This window comes from Bradyrhizobium sp. (assembly GCF_036009065.1).
Taxonomy (GTDB): domain Bacteria; phylum Pseudomonadota; class Alphaproteobacteria; order Rhizobiales; family Xanthobacteraceae; genus Bradyrhizobium.
Window position 1 is genome coordinate 1 of record NZ_DASYMN010000461.1, and the last position, 19,142, is coordinate 19,142.

General features: G+C 61.4%; 20 protein-coding genes and 1 pseudogene. 15 read left to right on the forward strand and 6 right to left on the reverse strand.

The features are described from left to right. Positions 1-597: S8 family serine peptidase (locus tag VGP39_RS27605; protein WP_327571268.1), on the reverse strand; the 597-nt coding region annotated here is incomplete at its 3' end. 65 nt (positions 598-662) lie between these two features. Beyond that, on the reverse strand, positions 663-857 hold the full coding sequence (locus tag VGP39_RS27610; protein WP_327571269.1) for a hypothetical protein: 195 nt from the start codon (positions 855-857) through the stop codon (positions 663-665). 453 nt (positions 858-1,310) lie between these two features. Here VGP39_RS27610 and VGP39_RS27615 point away from each other — a divergent pair, with 453 nt between their 5' ends. The 5 genes from VGP39_RS27615 to VGP39_RS27635 all read left to right on the forward strand — a co-directional run bounded on the left by VGP39_RS27615 (position 1,311) and on the right by VGP39_RS27635 (position 5,128). Beyond that, positions 1,311-1,766: a YidB family protein gene (locus tag VGP39_RS27615; protein ID WP_327571270.1), complete on the forward strand. Its 456-nt coding sequence runs from the start codon at positions 1,311-1,313 to the stop codon at positions 1,764-1,766. A gap of 35 nt (positions 1,767-1,801) precedes the next feature. Then, a complete protein-coding gene (locus tag VGP39_RS27620; protein ID WP_327571271.1) occupies positions 1,802-2,062 on the forward strand; it encodes a GlsB/YeaQ/YmgE family stress response membrane protein in 261 nt (86 codons plus the stop codon). 536 nt (positions 2,063-2,598) lie between these two features. Then, a complete protein-coding gene (locus VGP39_RS27625; protein ID WP_327571272.1) occupies positions 2,599-3,486 on the forward strand; it encodes a YihY/virulence factor BrkB family protein in 888 nt (295 codons plus the stop codon). Continuing rightward, positions 3,483-4,247, forward strand: coding sequence for a histidine phosphatase family protein (locus VGP39_RS27630; RefSeq protein WP_327571273.1), 765 nt, complete (start codon positions 3,483-3,485; stop codon positions 4,245-4,247). Before VGP39_RS27625 ends, VGP39_RS27630 begins: the two co-directional genes overlap by 4 nt. Further along, positions 4,244-5,128: an NAD(P)H-hydrate dehydratase gene (locus VGP39_RS27635; RefSeq protein WP_327571274.1), complete on the forward strand. Its 885-nt coding sequence runs from the start codon at positions 4,244-4,246 to the stop codon at positions 5,126-5,128. The genes VGP39_RS27630 and VGP39_RS27635 overlap by 4 nt, the downstream gene beginning before the upstream one ends. Positions 5,129-5,334: 206 nt before the next feature. Here the strand turns inward: VGP39_RS27635 and VGP39_RS27640 are convergent, their stop codons facing one another. Further along, positions 5,335-7,446 carry a catalase gene (locus tag VGP39_RS27640; RefSeq protein ID WP_327571275.1) on the reverse strand — a complete coding sequence of 704 codons (2,112 nt, stop codon included), beginning with the start codon at positions 7,444-7,446 and terminating at the stop codon, positions 5,335-5,337. A 201-nt stretch (positions 7,447-7,647) separates the two neighbouring features. On the opposite strand from VGP39_RS27640, the gene VGP39_RS27645 reads away from it, so the two are divergent. The 5 genes from VGP39_RS27645 to VGP39_RS27665 are packed head-to-tail and all read left to right on the forward strand — an operon-like array spanning position 7,648 to position 12,609. Further along, positions 7,648-9,459, forward strand: a complete 1,812-nt coding sequence (locus tag VGP39_RS27645; protein WP_327571276.1) for an AI-2E family transporter — start codon at positions 7,648-7,650, stop codon at positions 9,457-9,459. 53 nt (positions 9,460-9,512) lie between these two features. Continuing rightward, entirely contained in the window at positions 9,513-10,709 is a 1,197-nt protein-coding gene (locus VGP39_RS27650) for a hypothetical protein (protein WP_327571277.1), read from the forward strand. Then, entirely contained in the window at positions 10,702-11,466 is a 765-nt protein-coding gene (locus VGP39_RS27655) for a pentapeptide repeat-containing protein (protein WP_327571278.1), read from the forward strand. The genes VGP39_RS27650 and VGP39_RS27655 overlap by 8 nt, the downstream gene beginning before the upstream one ends. Then, a complete protein-coding gene (locus tag VGP39_RS27660) occupies positions 11,450-11,842 on the forward strand; it encodes a phage holin family protein (protein WP_327571279.1) in 393 nt (130 codons plus the stop codon). The genes VGP39_RS27655 and VGP39_RS27660 overlap by 17 nt, the downstream gene beginning before the upstream one ends. A gap of 38 nt (positions 11,843-11,880) precedes the next feature. Further along, positions 11,881-12,609 carry a hypothetical protein gene (locus VGP39_RS27665; protein ID WP_327571280.1) on the forward strand — a complete coding sequence of 243 codons (729 nt, stop codon included), beginning with the start codon at positions 11,881-11,883 and terminating at the stop codon, positions 12,607-12,609. 238 nt (positions 12,610-12,847) lie between these two features. Here the strand turns inward: VGP39_RS27665 and VGP39_RS27670 are convergent, their stop codons facing one another. The 3 genes from VGP39_RS27670 to VGP39_RS27680 all read right to left on the reverse strand — a co-directional run bounded on the left by VGP39_RS27670 (position 12,848) and on the right by VGP39_RS27680 (position 14,096). Further along, positions 12,848-13,381: a DUF1003 domain-containing protein gene (locus VGP39_RS27670; RefSeq protein ID WP_327571281.1), complete on the reverse strand. Its 534-nt coding sequence runs from the start codon at positions 13,379-13,381 to the stop codon at positions 12,848-12,850. Next, entirely contained in the window at positions 13,381-13,848 is a 468-nt protein-coding gene (locus VGP39_RS27675) for a low affinity iron permease family protein (protein ID WP_327571282.1), read from the reverse strand. Before VGP39_RS27675 ends, VGP39_RS27670 begins: the two co-directional genes overlap by 1 nt. A gap of 68 nt (positions 13,849-13,916) precedes the next feature. Continuing rightward, on the reverse strand, positions 13,917-14,096 hold the full coding sequence (locus tag VGP39_RS27680) for a hypothetical protein (RefSeq protein ID WP_327571283.1): 180 nt from the start codon (positions 14,094-14,096) through the stop codon (positions 13,917-13,919). Between the two features lie 304 nt (positions 14,097-14,400). Here VGP39_RS27680 and VGP39_RS27685 point away from each other — a divergent pair, with 304 nt between their 5' ends. From VGP39_RS27685 to VGP39_RS27705, 5 genes and pseudogenes are all read left to right on the forward strand, one after another. After that, the gene (locus VGP39_RS27685; RefSeq protein ID WP_327571284.1) at positions 14,401-14,916 is read left to right on the forward strand and encodes a PRC-barrel domain-containing protein; all 516 of its coding nucleotides are present in this window, start codon (positions 14,401-14,403) and stop codon (positions 14,914-14,916) included. 168 nt (positions 14,917-15,084) lie between these two features. Beyond that, on the forward strand, positions 15,085-15,321 hold the full coding sequence (locus VGP39_RS27690; RefSeq protein ID WP_327571285.1) for a hypothetical protein: 237 nt from the start codon (positions 15,085-15,087) through the stop codon (positions 15,319-15,321). A gap of 138 nt (positions 15,322-15,459) precedes the next feature. Then, positions 15,460-15,999 carry a toxin-activating lysine-acyltransferase gene (locus VGP39_RS27695; RefSeq protein WP_327571286.1) on the forward strand — a complete coding sequence of 180 codons (540 nt, stop codon included), beginning with the start codon at positions 15,460-15,462 and terminating at the stop codon, positions 15,997-15,999. A gap of 1,660 nt (positions 16,000-17,659) precedes the next feature. Continuing rightward, positions 17,660-18,133, forward strand: a complete 474-nt coding sequence (locus VGP39_RS27700; protein WP_327571287.1) for a hypothetical protein — start codon at positions 17,660-17,662, stop codon at positions 18,131-18,133. Next, a pseudogene (locus VGP39_RS27705) lies at positions 18,087-19,142 on the forward strand (hypothetical protein); the annotation flags it as partial. The gene VGP39_RS27700 and the pseudogene VGP39_RS27705, both read left to right, overlap by 47 nt.

The window sequence follows — 19,142 nt, forward strand, 5'->3', positions numbered from 1 at the left end:
GTTTTCGACGCCGTCCCAGGCCGGATTCTTGAAATTATCGGAGAATGCGTTGCTGAAACCCCAGCTGTTGTTCGATACGTCGACATTGACTTGCAGCGCGAGCAGATGCGCGAGCTCGTCGACCGACGAGCCGCCAAATCCGAATCTCGCATAGTAACCCACCAACGTTGCCTCCGGAGCAACGCCGACCGCTCCCAGCTGGTTGGTTGCCGATGCGCCTATCACTCCGGAGACCCACGTGCCATGCGCCTCCGCGGCGCTATCCGGCGCGATGTTCGTGACGCCGGTGGTGTCCCGAGGATCGAAGCTCTTGCTGATATCGAACCGACCGACCAGGTCGAGATTTGAAATATCGAATCCCTGGTCGATGATGCCGACCTTGACTCCGGATCCCGAGTACTCGATCGAAATCTTGTCGACGTTTGCGCCGGATTCGTCGCCGCCGACTGTCAGATACCCGTCCAGATACCATTGATATGATCTGTAGGTATTCTCCGCAGCAAGGCTTGACGCATAAACCGGTGCTGCAACCGCGCCGGCCGTCGCGACATAGTCGCCGTCGGACGCATCGCCCCTTAGTGTATTTTTGCTTGGCATTTTCTTCTCCCCAACCCCGGGGAGACGATGCCAACAAGAAATTTAGATCACGGTGGAATTGGCGCTCAAATTGTCAGGTTCGAAATGATGATTTGTTTAGGACCTTTGCTCATCGGATTTTTACGCTGCGTCGATGCCCGCGAAAGATGCTTTACCAAAACAAAACCGAAAAGTTCTTTGCGCGGCACGCAAGGGTGCTGTCGGTCGCAAAACACCGGAAACGCAGGTGGTGCTGCAAACATTGCTTTGATCGAAAGCATCTCTGTTAATGCATCAGCAAGCCTTCTTCGCCGTTAACTACACCGGTTCGTTTACGCGTTGTTTGCGTCCCGCGTAATCCGCAATGGATTTGCCTTGCTCCGTTAAAGATACTTTGAGCATAAATGCATCGCATGCCGTCGGGTTCGCGCCCGAAGGAATGGCATTTCGGCAACCCCATCCAGCGCCGGGTCGGCATCTGGCTGCGTACAGCATTCAAAAATGGGAGCGCCGCTCGCCGGCGCCTTGCGGCTGACCGATGTTTGCGACTTCGCCCGCCGCGTGGTGCGGATGTAGCGGCCCTGGGACGCCTGGCCCCCGCCGACAGCAAAGTCAGCAAAAAGGCGAATCCAAGCGCTAGGCCTGACACGGCGGCGCCAATCCTTGGTTCAAGTTGGAACCCAAATCCATGTTATCCGTTGCTGCCGACAGTAATTGGTCCAAAGGAGCGAAAGATGTCACGTGGGATGCCATCGATGACGGCGTTGCTGGGCTTGGTTGCCCTGGCGGGATACCAGAACAGGGACAAGATCGCAGAACTGCTCAAGGGCGTCGGCGGCACTACGCAGCCCGGCGCCGGCGGAACGCAAGGCCCGCTAGGGGGCCTGCTGTCAAATTTGAGCGGGGCGCTCGCCGGCGGCGGCGCAGGGGGACTGTTGAGTGGCGGATTAGGCGAACTGCTTGAGCGATTTCAGCAGAACGGCCAGGGAGACGCCGCGCAGTCATGGGTCAACCAGGGCCCCAATAAGGAGCTTCCGCCACCGCAGTTGAAGCAGGCGATCGGCCCCGATGTGCTGGCCGCGCTGGAGCAACAAACCGGCCTGTCCCAGGAGGAACTGCTGGCGAGGCTGTCCCGAGAACTCCCTGCCGCGGTGGACAAATACACCCCCGACGGCAGGCTGCCGAACTAGACGCATTTTTTGACCTGAACAAAAGGATCAACGCAATGGGCATTCTGTGGACGATCATCATTGGATTCATAGCCGGCGTCATCGCCAAGTTCCTCATGCCAGGAGACAATGAGCCGTCCGGCTTCATTCTCACGACCATTTTGGGAATTGTAGGAGCTTTCGTTGCGACCTATCTGGGTCAGGCGCTGGGCTGGTATCGGCCGGGTGAAGGCGCCGGGCTTATCGGCGCTGTCGTCGGCGCCATCATCGTGTTGCTGGTCTACGGCATGATTGCAGGGCGCCGCCGAACCATCTAGTTCAGCCTTCGCGCAGGCCGGCTTAAGTCATCGCGCTCGCTGCTCCGACCGCCACGGCAAAATGGCGGTCGGCTTGGAGCCTGATGTCAAGTCGAAATGCGTCATTGCGAGGAGCGCAGCAACCAAGCAATCCAGTCTACTCTTGCGGCTCTGGATTGCTTCGCCGCGCCTGCCATCGGGCGGCGCTTCGCGCCGACCCGTTGGCTCGCAATGACGACTCAACAATAGCGCATCACGCTCTACAGCGTCGCTCACGACCAGCCCGATCCGATGAAGTTGGATAAGGCGCTGGGATGTTGCACGGACTTTGGCCACCAAGGTGCAAATCCGATGGTTGCGACGAATTCCAAAGAAAAGGTTCGAGCACCCCGGCGCTGGTAAGGCATCGGTGGAACTCTTTGTTTCCGCGCAGATTGTTTTCACGTCATCGAGCGGAACGATTGATGCATCGATAAGCCGTCGGTGCATTGAAACCGATGTCGACGACCGTTTGTTCGTCACACCAAAAAGCAGTGGTCGCAGCCACCGAGGCGTTAGTGAAAAAAACCTGGATTCTCTGCAAGTCGACCGTCCTTTCATTCATCGAGGACGATGCTCTCAGCAAGGGCGCGGCCATCGCGTTCTATACGGTCACCTCGATCGCGCCGATCCTGCTGATCGTGGTCGCGGTCGCGGGCCTCGCCTTCGGCCAGGAAGCCGCGCAAAACGGTATTGTCGGGCAACTCACCGGCCTGATGGGCAAGGAAAGCGCCGAGTTTCTTCAGTCCGCCATTGCCGGCGCCCAAAACAAGTCCTCGGGAACGCTGGCGACGCTGATCGGCGTGGCCACGATCATCGTGACCGCCTCGGGGGTGTTCGGTGAAATGCAGTCGGCGCTGAACACGATCTGGAAGATCGATTCCAGCGGCACACCGATCTCCAGACTGATACGAGCCCGCGCGGCCAGCCTGGGTCTGGTCGTGTCGCTCGGATTCCTCATGATGGTTTCGCTGGTCGTCAGTGCCGGCCTGACGGCGCTGGGCGACTATCTGAACGCCGTCCTGCCGTTCGGCAAGGTGGTGCTGACGATCCTCAACGGCATTGTTTCATTTTTGCTGATTTCCGTGCTTTTCGCGGCGATCTACAAGGTGCTTCCGGACCGGCCGATCCAGTGGCGCGACGTCGTCGTCGGTTCTGCCGTGACGGCGCTGTTGTTCACAGCCGGGAAATCGCTGATCGGCTGGTACATCGGCAGCAGCGCCGTGGCGTCCACCTATGGCGCCGCCGGTGCCCTCATCGTCATCCTGCTCTGGGTCTACTATTCTGCGCAGATCTTTCTGCTCGGAGCCGAATTCACCAAGGCCTATTCCGATTTTCGCACCGGCAAGCCGCGGCAGACGCCAGAAAGCCGCCCATCCGATCGGCTGCAAGAGGCGAAGCCGTGAGCCAGCACTGGCCGTCAAGACTCTGGATCGTGCGGCATGGCGAAAGCGCCGGCAATGTCGCGCGGGACGCCGCCCATGCGGCGGGACTAGCCGACATCGCGATCGACGCACGCGACGTCGACGTTGCTCTCAGCCCGCTTGGTGAACAGCAATCGGAGGCTTTGGGCCGATGGTTTGCGTCCATGCCGCCGGACCAGCGGCCCGAAATCGTGCTGACTTCGCCATATCTTCGTGCCCGGCGCACCGCCGCAATCATACAGGAGTCGGCGGGCCTTGCGGCCGGCTTCTCCGGTTTCGTCGTCGACGAGCGGCTGCGGGAAAAGGAATTCGGAATCCTGGACCGCCTGACCCGTCTTGGGATCGAGCAGCGGCATCCCGAGCAAGCCGCATCCCGCCGGCTGGTGGGAAAATTCTATTTCAGGCCGCCGGCGGGAGAGAGCTGGTGCGATGTGATCCTGCGGCTCCGCGGCATGCTCGACACCATCAGCCTGCACTATGGCGGCAAGCGCGTCCTCATCGTGGGTCATCAGGTGGTGGTGCTCTGCATGCGCTATGTGCTCGAAAACATGGACGAGGAAACCATCCTTGCCATAGATGCCGAGGGTGACGTGGCTAATTGCGCGGTCACCGAATTTTCCTTCGAACCGGGAAAACACGGCGACGGTTCTCTGGTGCTGACGAAATACAATTTCGTGGCGCCGCTGGAGCGCGAAGGCGCGCCGGTCACATCCAGTCCCGACGCGAACGTGGCCGCGCGATGAGTCCGGTTGCCGTCACGGCCGAGTTGCTTCGCGCACATCCGCTGCCCAGACACGACCAGGAGAGCGACAAGCAGGCGAGGGGACGCGTGCTCGTGATCGCGGGAAGCGCTGAGGTGCCGGGAGCTGCGCTGCTGGCCGGACTTGGCGCATTGCGGGCGGGTGCCGGGATACTGCAGATCGCGACCTGCCGGTCGGCCGCTTCTCATCTCGGGGTCGCAATGCCGGAAGCGATGGTGGTCGGGTGCCGCGAAACGCCGGCCGGAGGTATCGATCCTGCGAACGCGCCCCGGTTGACCGAACTCGGCTCCGGTTGCGACGCGGTGCTGATCGGTCCGGGCATGACGGACGAGCCGGCCGTGGCCGAGCTGACGTCCGAATTGCTGAAGCGTCTGCAAACGCCCGTCTTCGCTCTCGATGCATCCGCATTCGTGACTCTCAAGGCGAGTGAGATGCCCAGCGGCCGTGCCGGCCGGATCGTGGTGACACCGCATTCCGGCGAAATGGCGAAGTTTCTTAATGTCCAGCGCGAGCAGATCGACGACGCGCCGCTGCAGGCCGCCCGTCGGGCTGCGGCGGCGCTGCAGGCAGTGGTAGCCATGAAAGGCGCAAGCACCCATGTCGTAGCACCGGACGGCGAGGCCTGGCTTTCCGACAATGGTTCGATCGGTCTGGCAACCTCGGGATCGGGCGACACCTTGGCAGGCATTCTGGCCGGACTGCTTGCCAGAGGAACGCATCCGCCGTTGGCGACCATCTGGGCCGTCTACATGCATGGCGAGGCCGGCCGCCGCCTGGCAAAGAGGAACGGCACCTTCGGCCTGCTGGCACGCGAGATCCCCGGCGAAATTCCAAGCATCATGCAGGAACTGAGCGGCGTTTAGATCGCCTTACGGTGCAACACTCTTTCTGCGTCATACGCGGGCTTGACCCGCGTATCCATCGAGCTTCGCAAAGAATATTTTTCGAAGAGGATGGATGGCCGGGTCGAGCCCGGCCATGACGAAAGGACGTCACGGCCCTGGCACTGCAGCGCACCACGCCGCAAGTGCGGCGCGCTGCGTCTGGGGCGCGATGCCTCGCATGGCTTTCAGCGCATCTTGACGCCCGGCTCGCGGCTCCAAAGGCGGAGCTTGCCGAGCGTATTGACGAAGCCGGCGACGTCCTTTGAGCTCTTCAACGCAATCACGCCCTCGTCCAGCGTCTCGGCGATGCCGGCCTTTTCGAATAGCGGCATGACGGCTTCGACGTAGCCGATGAACTTGCAATGCGCGAAAGCGTCGGCGACGAAATCGCGCGCCGTCGACTCCTGCACCAGATCGTCTATCGCGGTTTTAGCGGGCAACAGCGCGACCGCGTCGTAGAGAACGGAAGGTCCGCCGTCGACCATCTGGTCGGCTTCGATCCAGCTGCCGTCGCTGAGCTTGGCGCCGCCGACCTTGGGCGCGATGATTTCGAACGTGGCCTTCTCTCTCTTTAGCGCCGTTTTCAACGCTTTGACGATGGCCGCGTCGGAGCCGTCGGTGACGAGAATGCCGAGCTTGCGGCCTTCGAAGCGCTGCGGCCCCTTCTCGACAATGCTGAGCGCAGGCGACTCCTCCAGATCCTGCCGCGTCGGCATCGCGGCATCGGCGGGTTTCGGCATCGCCTTGAGGCCGAGGGCCGCTGCGACCCTGTTGGCAAGCGTCTCGTCGATGTTAAGCAGGTGCGACACCATCCGCTCGCGGATGACTTGTGTCTGGACCTTGCTCAGTTCGAACGTGAGCGCGGCCGCGATGTGATGCTGTTCGCCGCGAGTCTGGCTGATAAAAAACTGCCTTGCCTGGCTGTAGTGATCGGCAAAGCTTTCCGCGCGCAGCCGGCGTTTGGCGCCTTCCTCGAGATCGGCAAACGGCGTGAAGCCCGCCTCGGGAGACTCGCGTGGGCCTTCGCCGAATGAATTGGGCTGATAATTCACAGGCCCGACAGGGTTGCGCATCGCCATGTGGCCGTCCTGCTGGAAGTGATGGAACGGGCACTTTGGCGCGTTGATCGGGATGTGGGTGAAGTTCGGACTTCCCAGGCGCTTCAACTGGGTGTCGAGGTAAGAGAAGTTACGCCCCTGCAGCAGCGGGTCGTTGGAGAAATCGACGCCGGGCGGCACGTTTTGGGTCATGAACGCGACTTGTTCAGTCTCGGCAAAGAAATTGTCCGGCATGCGGTCCAGCACCAGCCTTCCTACGGGAATCGGCGGCAGAACCTCCTCAGGAATAATCTTTGTCGGGTCGAGCACGTCGAATTCAAAACTGTCGGCGAAGGCCTGGTCGAACAGCTGGAACTGCAACTCCCATTCCGGGAAATTGCCGGTCTGGATCGCGGTCCACAGGTCGCGGCGGTGGAAGTCCGGATCGGCGCCGTTGATCTTCACCGCCTCGTTCCACAGCACTGACTGAAGACCAAGCTTCGGCTTCCAGTGAAACTTGACGAAAGTCGACTCGTTCTTCGCATTGATCAGGCGGAAGGTGTGGACGCCGAAGCCTTCCATGAAACGGAACGAGCGCGGAATCGCGCGGTCCGACATCACCCACATGATCATGTGCATGCTTTCGGGGGTCAGGCTGATAAAATCCCAGAAATTGTCGTGCGCGGATTGCGCCTGCGGAAATGCGCGGTCCGGTTCTTCCTTGACGGCGTGGATGATGTCGGGAAACTTGATGGCGTCCTGGATGAAGAATACCGGGATGTTGTTGCCGACGATGTCCCAGTTGCCTTGCTGGGTGTAGAGTTTTACCGCGAATCCGCGGACATCGCGGGCCAGATCGGCCGAGCCCTTGCTGCCCGCTACCGTCGAGAACCGCACAAACGCCGGGGTCCGCTCGCCGGCGCGCTGGAACAGGTCGGCGCGGGTGTACTTTGCGAGCGGCTTGTAGTTCTCGAAAAAGCCGTGCGCGCCGTAGCCGCGCGCGTGGACAACGCGCTCCGGGATGCGCTCGTGGTCGAAATGGAAAATCTTTTCGCGGAAATGGAAATCCTCCAGCAGGGCCGGTCCGCGCGGACCGATTTTCAGCGAGTTCTGGTCGTCCGACACCGGACCGCCCTGCGCCGTGGTCAGTACCGGCACGTTCCCTGCGGCAATCTGATGAAGTTCGCCGCCTTCACCGCGATCCAGTTTCTGGTCGTGGATTGTTGCAGCCTTGCTGCTGGAACGTTTGGATTTCGCCATTTGATGCTCCCCGGTGCTGGTGTGCGGAGCCCAATGCCTCAGAACGCCGGACGTTCCCAGCCGGTGCCGCAGCGCGATGACTTGCCGGCACGCATCGGGTGGCAAGTCCAGTGCCGCGGCTCTGGAACATTCACCGCCGCTCCCGATTAGGAAACTGCCGACCGGATTGGTCCGATCGGGCCAATTAGCAGGTGATCGAACTTGGTCGCTCCGGGCCTTGCCTTCACGAATTTCGTTGTTGTGGCGGTCATCGTCGCGGCGCTTTATTTCACCCGCGACATCCTCGTACCCATCGCACTCGCCGTCTTGCTTAGCGTCCTGCTTGCGCCGCTGGTCAGGATTCTTCAGCGCTGGCGGCTGCCGCGGTGGCTGGCCGTGATGTCCACCGTTGTCGGCGCCCTGGCCGTCGCGTTAAGTCTCGCGACCATGGTGATGATCGAAGTCAATCTCCTGGTCAGCGATCTGCCGCGCTACCAGGCGACGCTGGCAAGCAAGGTGCACAATCTGCGGGATGCGCTGCCCACCGCCGGTCTGCTCAAGAACGCATCCATCATGCTCAAGAACCTCGACAAGGAGTTGAGCACGCAGGAGGACAGGGTCGCGCCCGCCTCGAGGGAAGCGCTTTCCCAGGACCGTGCCAAAACCTCTCCGATACCGGTCGAAGTGCATCAGCCCGATCCGGGCGCCTCGGAAGCATTGGTCGCGATGCTGCGGCCGCTCGCGGCGCCGTTCACCACGAGCGGAATTGTCGTGATCTTTCTCACCTTCTTTCTCTTTCAGCGGGAAGACCTCCGCAACCGTTTCATACGGCTGGCCGGCAGCGGGGATCTGGAGCGGACGACCGCGGCGCTGAACGACGCCGGTCGCAGGCTTGGACGTCTGTTCGCGACCCAGTTGGTTCTGAATGCGATTTTCGGCGCCGTCATTGGACTGGGTCTCGCTGTCATCGGAGTGCCCAACGCGCCGCTGTGGGGCCTTTTGGCGACAATTCTGCGCTTCGTGCCGTATATCGGCGCGATGCTGGCGGCGGCACTTCCCATCGCGCTCGCCGCGGCAGTCGAAGACGGCTGGACCATGACGCTGTGGACGGTCGCACTGTTCGCCATCGTCGAGCCGCTGACCGGCCAGGTCATCGAGCCCTTGGTGTGCGGCAAAAGCGCCGGGCTCTCGCCGGTCGCCATTGTCGTTGCCGCCTCATTCTGGACCTGGCTTTGGGGACCCTTGGGACTGCTGCTGTCCACTCCGCTTACCCTGTGCCTGGTGGTGCTCGCCCGTCACGTCGACCGCCTGCAGTTCATCGACGTCATGCTGGGAGACCAGCCGGCGCTGACGCCGCAACAGGCCGCCTACCAGCGCATGCTGACCGGCGATCCCTTGGAAGCGATCGAGCAGGCCCGGGCCTTCCTGAAGGACGGCACGGTCGCCGACTATTACGAGGAGATAGTGCTTGGAGCGCTGCGGCTCGCGCAAGCCGACGCCGAATTGGGCAGGCTCGACGATGTCAGGCTTGAAAACATCTTCAAGACCGTATCCGACATCGTTGAAGACCTTGCCGAACACGGCAGCGAGTCTGCCGAGGAAGCAAAGGAAAAGCCCGCGGCGGCTGGCAAGGTAGTCACCTTGACCGGCGTCGATTTCGGAAAGCCGGTGTTCTGCATTCCCGGATTGGGCCGGCTGGATGATTGTGCGGTCCTGCTTTTGGCGGATGCGCTCAAGCGCGAAGGCATCGAGGCCCGCGTCGCCGGCGCCACGACCGCGATCGAGGACGACAACGCCGCGTCGATATGCGTCTGCTATCTCGAGAATGTTCCGAAGGCGAGGATCGACTACGCCGTCAGGAGGCTCTCGAGAAAGGCGCCGTCGGCCCGCATCGTCGTCTGTCTGCTAGGCGGGGAAGCGCCGTCAAAGCCGGATGCTCCGCAACAGGGTACCGAGCCGCCCCGGTCGCTGAAAGCCGCTGTCTCCGCATTCACAGCGCCCAAGGGCCGCACCGGCAACGTTGTCGGGAACTAATGGCATCGTCAAAGAGTTCATGTCGCGAATAGTCCCCCGAGAGGATCGACGCCATGACCGACACCCGTTCACTGCAGCAGATCAAGCGCGAGACCGAGCAGACGCGGGCTGGCCTGACAGACACGGTCGAGCAGCTTCGCACCACCGTTGCGGATACCGCCAGCGACATTCGCCAACGCATCAGCCCCGACCATATCAAGGCTGAGGTATCCCACTACATTAAGAGCCGGGGAGAACAGCTGCTGGATGACATCACCGCTGCCGCTCGCCGCAATCCCATGCAGGCCGCGGCTATCGGCGTCAGTGTCGGGTACCCGCTGCTGCGGATGGCGCGCGCCGTTCCGCTGCCGGTGCTGATGATTGGCGCGGGGCTGTTTTTTGCCGGCTCCAAAACCGGCCAGGTCGCCTCGCAAAAAGCCATGGACATGGCTTCCGACCTTTCGGACGAGGTGCAACGGCGCGCCCACGACGTCAGGGACCAAGTCGGCGAGTCGGCCGCCGCGGCTAAAGCGTTTGCTAACGAGAACCTCGATCGCTTGCGGGACACGGTTTCCGGTGGGACCGAACGCGTCAGCCAGGCCGCCGATCAGGTCAATGAGACGGCCAACCGGATGGGAGCGACGCTCGCATCAAGCTCCGACAGGCTGAAGGACAAAGCGTCCTCGCTTGGCGCTTCCGCCGCGGATCAGGCCAGCGACCTCAAGGACAGGACTGTCCGGGCGGTAGGTTCGGCGGCTTCCAGCGCGCAGGATATCGCATCCGACGCAACGTCATCGGTGCGGAAAATGGCGGCCGGCGCCGCCGATGCCGGGCTGAATGCCGTAAAGACGGCTCGCGATGCTGCATCGGATCTCACCGGCCGCGCCGGCAAGAGCTTTCTCGAAACCATCGAGCAGAATCCTCTGGTGGTTGCCGGCGTCGGCCTGTTGGTTGGCGGTCTCATCGCCAGTGCTCTGCCCCGCTCCGACATCGAGGATGGCTTAATTGGCGACGCGAGCAGTTCGGTAAAGAGGCGTGTTCAAGCCGCGGCTTCGCAAGGCATCGACACGGCTAAGGATGCCGTCGGCGATGTCTATGACAAGGCGGTCCGGCAGGCCGAAGCGGAGGGGCTTACGCCCGATGCGTTAGGCAATGCCGCGCAGCAACTTGGAGAACGGGTGCGTCGCGTGGCGGAAAGCGCCGTCACCACCGCTTTCGAACCGCAGGATAAGTTTCAACAAAACACCAATGGAGTGCGCGACCATGGCTGACCAGACCTTCAGAAGCACCGATAAAAGCGGAGCCGGTTCGGCTTCCGGCAATCCAGGGTCGGGCAATCTCGGCTCAATAAATCCCGGCTCCAACAATCCCGGCTCGATGGGCAATCCAGGCTCGGCCTCGCACGGCTTTGAAAAAGCCGCAAGCGCCGCCAAGGGCATGGCCGACCAGGCCAAGGGCGTTACCGAGCAGGCCAAGAACGTGGCCGATCAGGCATTGGCGGCCAGCCGCGACTTGAAGGAGAAGGCGGCCGGAATCGCCGGGTCTTCCGCAGAAGCGCTCAAGGGCCATGCATCCGACGCGATCGATGCAGCCAAGGACATGGCGTCGCAAGCAACCGACAAGCTGAAACAGCAGGTCGATGGCCAGAAGAACGCCGGCGCCGACTATGTCGGAAACCTGGCCGACACCCTGCGCCGCGCCGCCCGGGAATTCGACCGCGATCTTCCGATCGCGGGTGCATACATCCGCAAGGCGGCAGCGCAGATCGAAGGTGTCTCCGACCAGATCAAGACCGGCAATTTCAGCGACCTCGTCAGCGGCGCGCAATCGTTCGCCCGGCGTCAGCCCACCGCCTTCCTCGGATTGGCGGTGCTCGCGGGGTTCGGCGCGGTGCGGTTCTTGAAGAGTTCAGCGCACGGCTCCGGCGCTTCGGAATCGGCGCGTTTTGGCGGTGCTCAATTTACCCCGAATCAAGCGAACCGATCATATTCCGACAACCGAGGGTACCGCGATGAGTTCACCAAGTAGCCGTTCGATCCCGGACCTCGTCAGCGACGCATTCGGGCAACTCGCCAAGCTGGTTGGCAACGAGTTCGATCTGGCGCGTGCCGAGCTTGCCGACAAGGCAAACCAGGTCGGCCGTGCGGCGGCCCTGATCGGCGCCGGCGCCATCATTCTGATGCCGGCGCTGGTGCTGCTGCTGTTTGCGGTCGCCGCGGGGTTGATGCGGGCCGGGTTGTCGGACCCCGTCGCTTATCTGATCACCGGAGTGGGCGCTGCGATCGTCTCGGCGGCGCTGATCGTGATAGGGCTAAACCGGCTGTCGGGCGATGCCTTAAAACCGTCGGTGACGCTCGATCAGGTGCAGCGGGATAAAGTTGCTGTGAAGGAGATGGTGCGATGAGCGAGTTTTCGGAAACAGGTTCGGAGTTCGTCCGGGATTTGGGCGATGCGGCGCGCAAAAATCCGATATCCGCGGCGCTGATCGGAATGGGCATGTTGTGGCTCTTCACCGGCGGCCGGACCGTCAAAGGCGCCGCAGACCTGGTACGGGGCGCTGGTCTTGACCGGATTCCGGATGCGGCGGGAAATGCGCTCGATGCTGCGCGTTCAACGCTGCGGTACGGTAGCGAAGCAATTGGCAGTGGCGTTTCATCCATTGGCCAAGGCGTTTCGTCGGCAACGGAAACGCTCCGGGACGTCGGGGCGGCGGGTCTGGACCGTGTTGCTCGCACCTCGTCAGAGGTTGCCGACACAGCTTACGGTTACGCCCGGAATGTCCCTGATGCCGGCGGGGCCATGTTCAACACCGCGCGCGAAAACCTGTCTGAACTATTCCGCGCGCAGCCGCTGGCCTTGGGCGCGGTCGGCCTGGCAATCGGGGCCGGCATTGCCGCTGCGCTGCCGGCAACGGATCTCGAAGCCGAATATTTCGGTGAAGCCAGCGATAATTTCAAAGAGCAGGCCGCCGACTTTGCATCCGAGCAGGTTTCGCGCGCGGCCACGGTCGCCGAGGAGGTCGTCACCGCGGTGTCCGACGAAGCCCGCAAACAGGGCCTTACGGCGGAGGCCGCGAAATCGGCGCTCGCCGATATTCCAGGAAAGCTCGGCCGCGTCGTCGATGCGGCGGGAAAAGGCGTTACCGACCGCGTGACATCGACTGCGCGGTGACCCGTGTGCCGGACGCGGTGCGGTTCTTCACGCCGCTCCTTCTTACCTCTCCCCGAAGGGGAGAGGTCGAAGCCGGAGCGCAGCGCAGGCTTCGGGTGAGGGGTCTCTCCACGCAACTGGGACTCGCAGAAAGTCCCCTCACCCGCCCCGCGTCTGACGATGCGCGTCGACCTCTCCCCTGCGGGGAGAGGTGAACTGAGCGTCGTGGCGATTCGAGTTAGAACCATCGTGCTCTAACTCAGGATTGCTCTTCCTCCTTCGCCCGCAAGTCCCGCGCGATATCCTCGACAGGCGTGTCCTTTGAAAGCGCCTCCCGCTCCGGGTCGGGCGCGACGTCGACCTTGAGGTGCTCCGCTATCTCGCGCACGACGTTCAGGATGCTGGTGGCTTCCTTTTCGGCCAGCAGGTTGATCTGAAGGTCGAGGTGATTGCGCCGCTCCGAGCGCCTGTCCATGGTGTTCTGCCGGATCAGGACGAACGACGTCAGCAGCACGGCTTCGAGCGCGAGCAGCGTGGCCAACAAGGGAAAAGGATAGGGGTCGAACGGCGCATTGCCGAAGAAGCCGGTGTTTGCCCCGATCCAGGCCAGCACCGCGACGCATTGCAGCACCGCGAAATAGATAGTCCCGACGAATCCGCCAAACGCGTGGGACAGGCGGTGAAACGCGGACAGCTCCTGCTCGGCTTCCTTTTCGAGCTTCAGGATGGCTTCGATGTTCTCCGCGGCCTGGTGGTTTGCTTGGCGCGCATCCGGTGTGTCACGCCGCGCCATCATTCCACCGCGCTATCGGCGGCCTGTTTCGCCTTCTTTCCCGTCCGTTCGACCGACTCCTCGCCGGCCTTCTCCGCCTCGGCGCGACTCTCGCATTTGATGCGGATTTCTTCGAGTTCCTCGTCGGTAAGATGCTCGATGCCGACGAAGGAGTTTTGCGCCGAACTGACGCGGATCAATTCGTCGAGCTTGACCTGAATTGCGGCGCTGTCCCGGTTCTGCGAGTTCTGGATCAGGAACACCATCAGGAAGGTGACGATGGTGGTGCCGGTGTTGATGACGAGCTGCCAGGTATCGGAGAAGTGAAACAGCGGTCCCGTTATCGCCCAAACCAGCACGACGCCGACCGCGACCAGGAAGGTGGTGGCTCGTCCGGCTGCCTGGGACGTACGGTTCGCGATGTCGCCAAACAGCTTGCTGAAGTCACGGCCGCCCTCGGGCCGCGGCGCGCCGGTTTTGCTCGGCATCTTCAAGTGCCTCCACACTCAACGGAAACAACAGCTACCATGCGCCAATCCATGTGGAAAGCCGCCGGCTAGCCCGGCCATGTGCCTGCGAACTCGGTCGCGAGATATCTTATGACGAGCAGCAGCGCGGCGACGATTCCAAGACAGATCGCAACCTTGCGGGCGGTATACCAGCGCGGATGCAGGCATCGCGGACAAACGCCCTGCCGTGAGCCGACACGTGTGCCGCATTCCGTACATAACGGCATGTGGTTTTCCAAAAGCTAGAACCGCAGAATTCCGAACAAGACCAGCAGGACGATCGTGGCGCCTGCGGAAACGACGATTGATCCGAGGCAGCCCAGACGGTTTGAGAACAGGAAAAACATCGATGTCCTTGTTGGACCGAACTGCGATTGCCGGAACTGCATCCGATCCCTTTGGTGCGATAATGAAGACTCCCACCCTTGGTTCCACTACGGATGCCGCGGCGCAGATGCCAGGAGCTGCATGCGGAACAATGTTCCCGGCGCAAGGTTGTCCCGCCGGATCTGCCAACGGAGGACAATGACCATGATTTCCAGAACCATCGCAGCCGCGCTGCTGACCACCGCGCTGCTGACCGGCGTGGCATCCGCCCAGCCGGCGGCCGCCAATAAGGACGCTGCCGGCGCGACCATGCATCGCGAAGGCGAATGGCGCGCATCGAAGCTGGCGGGCGTTAACGTCTACAACGAAGCCAACGAGAAGATCGGCGACATCAACGACGTGATCCTGGACAAGTCCGGCAAGGCCTCGAAAGTCATCCTCGGCGTCGGCGGCTTTCTGGGCATGGGCGAGCACCTCGTGGCGGTCCCGCTCGAGAAATTGAAATGGGTGAACGAACCGGCGCGTTCGGCCGGCACCTCGACCGCGCCGACCAATGTCGACGGCAATGCGCGTACCGCGTCGGACGGCACCGCAAGAACGACGACCGGTACCGCCACCACGACCGCGGCGGCCCGCGCCGGCCACAACTGGTATCCCGACCATGCGGTGTACAACGCGACCAAGGACCAGTTGAAGGCCATGCCGGAGTTCAAGTACTGATCGGGACCCCTGTCCCGGGCGCAATGCAGTGCGAAGCGCTGCTTCGCAGGACCGGGACCGCTTAAGACCCTGCATCCGGGGAGGCGTCAGCGGCAAGCGTCATACGCCGGTCCAAGCCCGGCAATGACGAATAGCGATGAGTTTGTCCTTCATGCCGGCGGTTTGATCATGGCGTCCGATTCCGAGCTGACGCTGTTGCTCGCGCGAGCCTTCGATCGCGCCTGGGATCGTTATTATCGCCCCGGCCGCGTAACGATTGCCCCTGAAATCGCGCGGCCGGCGCTGGCGGCGCACCTCGTCGCAATGGCAAGAGACGGAACCAGCGAGGAGGGCGCGTTGGCGGCGGGCGGCCTGCTGCACCTGATCTCGCTGACGCCGGACCAGCCCCCGGACATCGGTGCATGAAGCAACGCGCGCGCATGGCGGCCGCAATGGCCCGGCCCCTGCGGCACCAGGGCGCTTCGCGGCGAGCGGCGCGGCGGTGTGCAACCGGGCGGCGTTGTTCTAGTATCCGGCAAATATCGCGGAGAGCGGGGGCAGCAGATGCCGGATTCCAAAAAGAAGGCGCGGGCGGATAAGCGTCCCGGCGCCGGCAAGGGCTCCGATGCGCCGTTGCTCGGCGAGGCGGCGTTGCAGGCGGCGCTCGCCGGCTTTGCGGTTTCGCCGAACCCGCCGCGCGGACCGGGCGGCGGCGCGTCATCCGGCAACGGCAGCCCCGCGGCCGCCGGCGCTGCGCCCGGGCAGGCCGAGCCGCCGCCGAAGACGGTGTCGCAGGTGCTCGGCGAGATCACCTGGCTGATGACGCAGAGCCCGCGTCACAAGGCGCTCCCGCTCGGCGATCTCGAATGGCTGCTGATGCCGGCAATCCTGCTGCGGCAATTCCGGATCTTCTATTCCGGCGACCGCCCGGTCGGCGTGGCGCTGTGGGCGCTGGCCGACGACCTCGTGGCGAAGCGGATCGACGCCGGCGACCGGCGCCTGAGCGCGGTGGAATGGAAGAGCGGCGGCAACCTGCGCATCCTCGACATCGTTGCGCCATTCGGCGGCGAGGCGGAGATGCGCGCGCAGGTCGGCGAGGGCTGATCGCGCCCCGCGGCGGATTGCGAAGGCCCAGCGGTGCATTCCGGGCACCCGCCAGGCCGTCGCGCCGGCCCGATTCCGGTGGCGCGCTGACCGCAGGCCCGCCGCGGCGTTCGCGCAATAGTTGCAGATGCAGACTTCTCTCGCAAACGTCCCTGGCTGTGGCGGTCGTCGCGTCATAATTGCAGGCGCAAATTTCTCGTAAACGTCCCTAGTGGTCTTTGGACGTGGGCAGTCGGTGCGCGTAAGAATTGCATGCAGAAGCTTCGCGTAATCAGCCCCATTTCTCCCGGCATAGTTGCAGAAGTCGCGTAATCGGATATAGCTCGCGGCATAGTTGCAAGTATAGATTCTCTCGTAAACGTCCCTGCTGAGCCATGGACAGGGCGATCGCTGCACGTAAAAATTGTAGCTGGAGATTTCTCGCGCGATCATCGCATATCTCTCGGCATAATTGCAGAAGCCGTTCCCTCGCGGAAAGTCCTGCAAGGATTCTCGTGGCGCCGCGCTCGGAGAGAAGGCTGCCAGCGCATTGTAATCAGTCCGGAGTCGCGTAATACGCGTGCCACATCAGAATGCGAGTATTTCGGCAATGTACTCGTTCGTAGGAATGCGCGTAAATTGGAGAGTTCATGGAAAACGGTGCGAGCGCCCCGCGCCGCGTGCAACGGGCGGGCTGCCGGCACTGGTTGCACTCAGAAAAGGTCCGCGCAATCGACGGTCCTATTCAGAAAACGAGCAATACAAAAATAAACCCGCAATTCGTGCATGAAGCGTTGGGCGTGTGTTCCCATGCACGGAACCTGCGAAAGTTTAATGCGAAAGAACTCAATTAGAGGTTGCTCGCGCCAAAGAATTCTGCAAAGCAGGCTGCCGAGTTGAGAATGCCGATCGCCCTGAGATCGCGGCCGGGGACGGGAAACGGGCGTTTGGGAATTCTGCGAACGGGTGATCACCTACTGTTTACAACGGCGGCCGCCCGGTCGGCGCCGCGTTGTAGGCGGTTGATGGCTTGGTGGCATTTGATCCGGCTGCGGCGGGCTTTGACAATTTCTCCTGCGTTGGCTTGCTCATAATGAAAAGGTGGGAACCCTCGAAGGCAACATTCTTTCATGACCGGGTACTCCTCGCTCTCATCATCGCCTTTATTCCAATTTCGTACATCGTTTTGTACTTTGGAAATCACAACAGGGGGATGTTAGCCGTTATCGCTATCTTCGCTACAGTATTGTCTTACCTGGGACTAAGCGGGTACGTGATAATAGTATCGTTGATCAGGACTATCCGACTTAGCATCTTCAAATCATTTTCGTTATTGGTCTGCATAGTTTTATTGATAGTGACACCGCTCGGAGGACCGACAGCTACTTATCTGATTGATCAATTTCGGTTTCAAGGCGTTAAATCTGACTATCTTTCTTTAGCTCAGAAAGAGCCGCTTTCTCACTTTCAGGTATTTACTGGGGTAGTAGTGGATTTGTGAGCCAAAACAACTTTTATTATCTCGTTTTCGACGAAACCGGGAAAACCTCTAATGGGCCTATCACCAATTCCAAAACGGCTTCCGATCGCCTTTTGCCTTCAGGCTGCAGTGGATCGGTTACCCATCTGTCTGGTCATTTCTACTCTGTAACCGTTGTTTGCTGAGATCGAGGAATCCGCCATGGCGCAGGAATTCAGGACATTTAGCCAAACCTTCAACAACCAGACCTTTCAAGTGCAGGCGAAGACAATTGTCGATGGCTTTGGCCGGGATGTGGTTTCCGCTAATGGTCAAAAAATCTGGTTTCCTTTGGATTTTGACCCCGCCGCCGCAATAGGTTTTGGGAAGTCTATCGTTGCCGTAGCAACTAACGATTTAGGCCAGACCGCTGGCAACATCCTTTTTTCTGGACTGGACCTTATCGATGCTGTGCAAGCAGGCGGGCGATGGGATTTGCAACGTAGTTATAATGGAGTCGTCAATGGTCCGTTCGCAGAAGTCTTCACCCCGGCGGCTTCTTACACATTCGGATTGATCGGTGCCGCGGCTGGATATCCAGAAGTTCTGCTGCAGGCAGGTGGTGGCCTCTACAATCTCAGAAATATTTATGATCGCCCGGATGGTAGGCATATATTTTGGCAACAATCCGAATAATCCGCAATTTACGTCGCTAGGTCACAGCGCTTATCTGAACAGTTCATTCGGTCCTGCCGCTACTATTCCGATTGATACGTTCTCAGGAAATCTAGCGTTCGGAGTTTCCGCCAATCAATTCGAAGCGGCGTTCGGTCGATCTTTTGACGGCTCGGTAGGTGATGTTCGCTTGCTTGTTGATTCGGTACGTAACGGTACCATTCAGTCTTCGGCCGGTTTTGTGGATGATACCGCCACCAACCGGTTTTCGGGGGCGTTCCGTACGGCTTCCGATAAAACCGTTGTTGTGGGTTCCCAAGATGGCTGGTTTGCCTCAATGGTTAGCAATGGCGAAGTCCAGCGGATCATTCGAACACAATTTGATGTGAGTGATAACCAGGCTTGGTCTCAACAGACGTCCACCGTCGGTTGGAAAGGTGAGCTGGAGCGTGTCACGCGTTTAAACGATGACCTGTCGCAGGCCTTTTCTAAGTACGATCCCCAAAATACCCATCCCTACAACGAAGTCGACGTTTCCAAAAACACCACCGGCCAGGTCACCACGGCCCAGATCAGCCTCGACCAGGCCGCCGCGGCGGCGGGCACGGTCGGCCAGGTGCTGGGCTCGGCGATCGGCGCGGCGCTCGGCGGCAACGATCTGGCCGGCAGGGCGGTGGCCGGCGCGGTCGCCGGGCTGATCGGGCAGAAGCTGGCGCAGACCTTTGCCGCCTCGCTCGCGGTCGATGCCTCGAGCCAGGTTGTCGGCAACTTCGCGACCGTCAGCGGCTTCGACGTGGCGCATGCCGGCATCGGCGCGATTTCGTCCTTCATCACCGCCGAGCTCGGCTCCGCGCTGCATATCGGTGGCTTCGGCGGGCAATTGTTCAATGCCGCGGCAAACGGCTTTACCATCAGCGTGCTGGAACAGGTCACCGGCAAGATTGCCACGGGCGCGACGTTCGATGCGGCGATCGGCGCCATCGACTGGGGCGGCGCGGTCACCGGCGCGGTGAAGGGAGCGCAGTTCAAT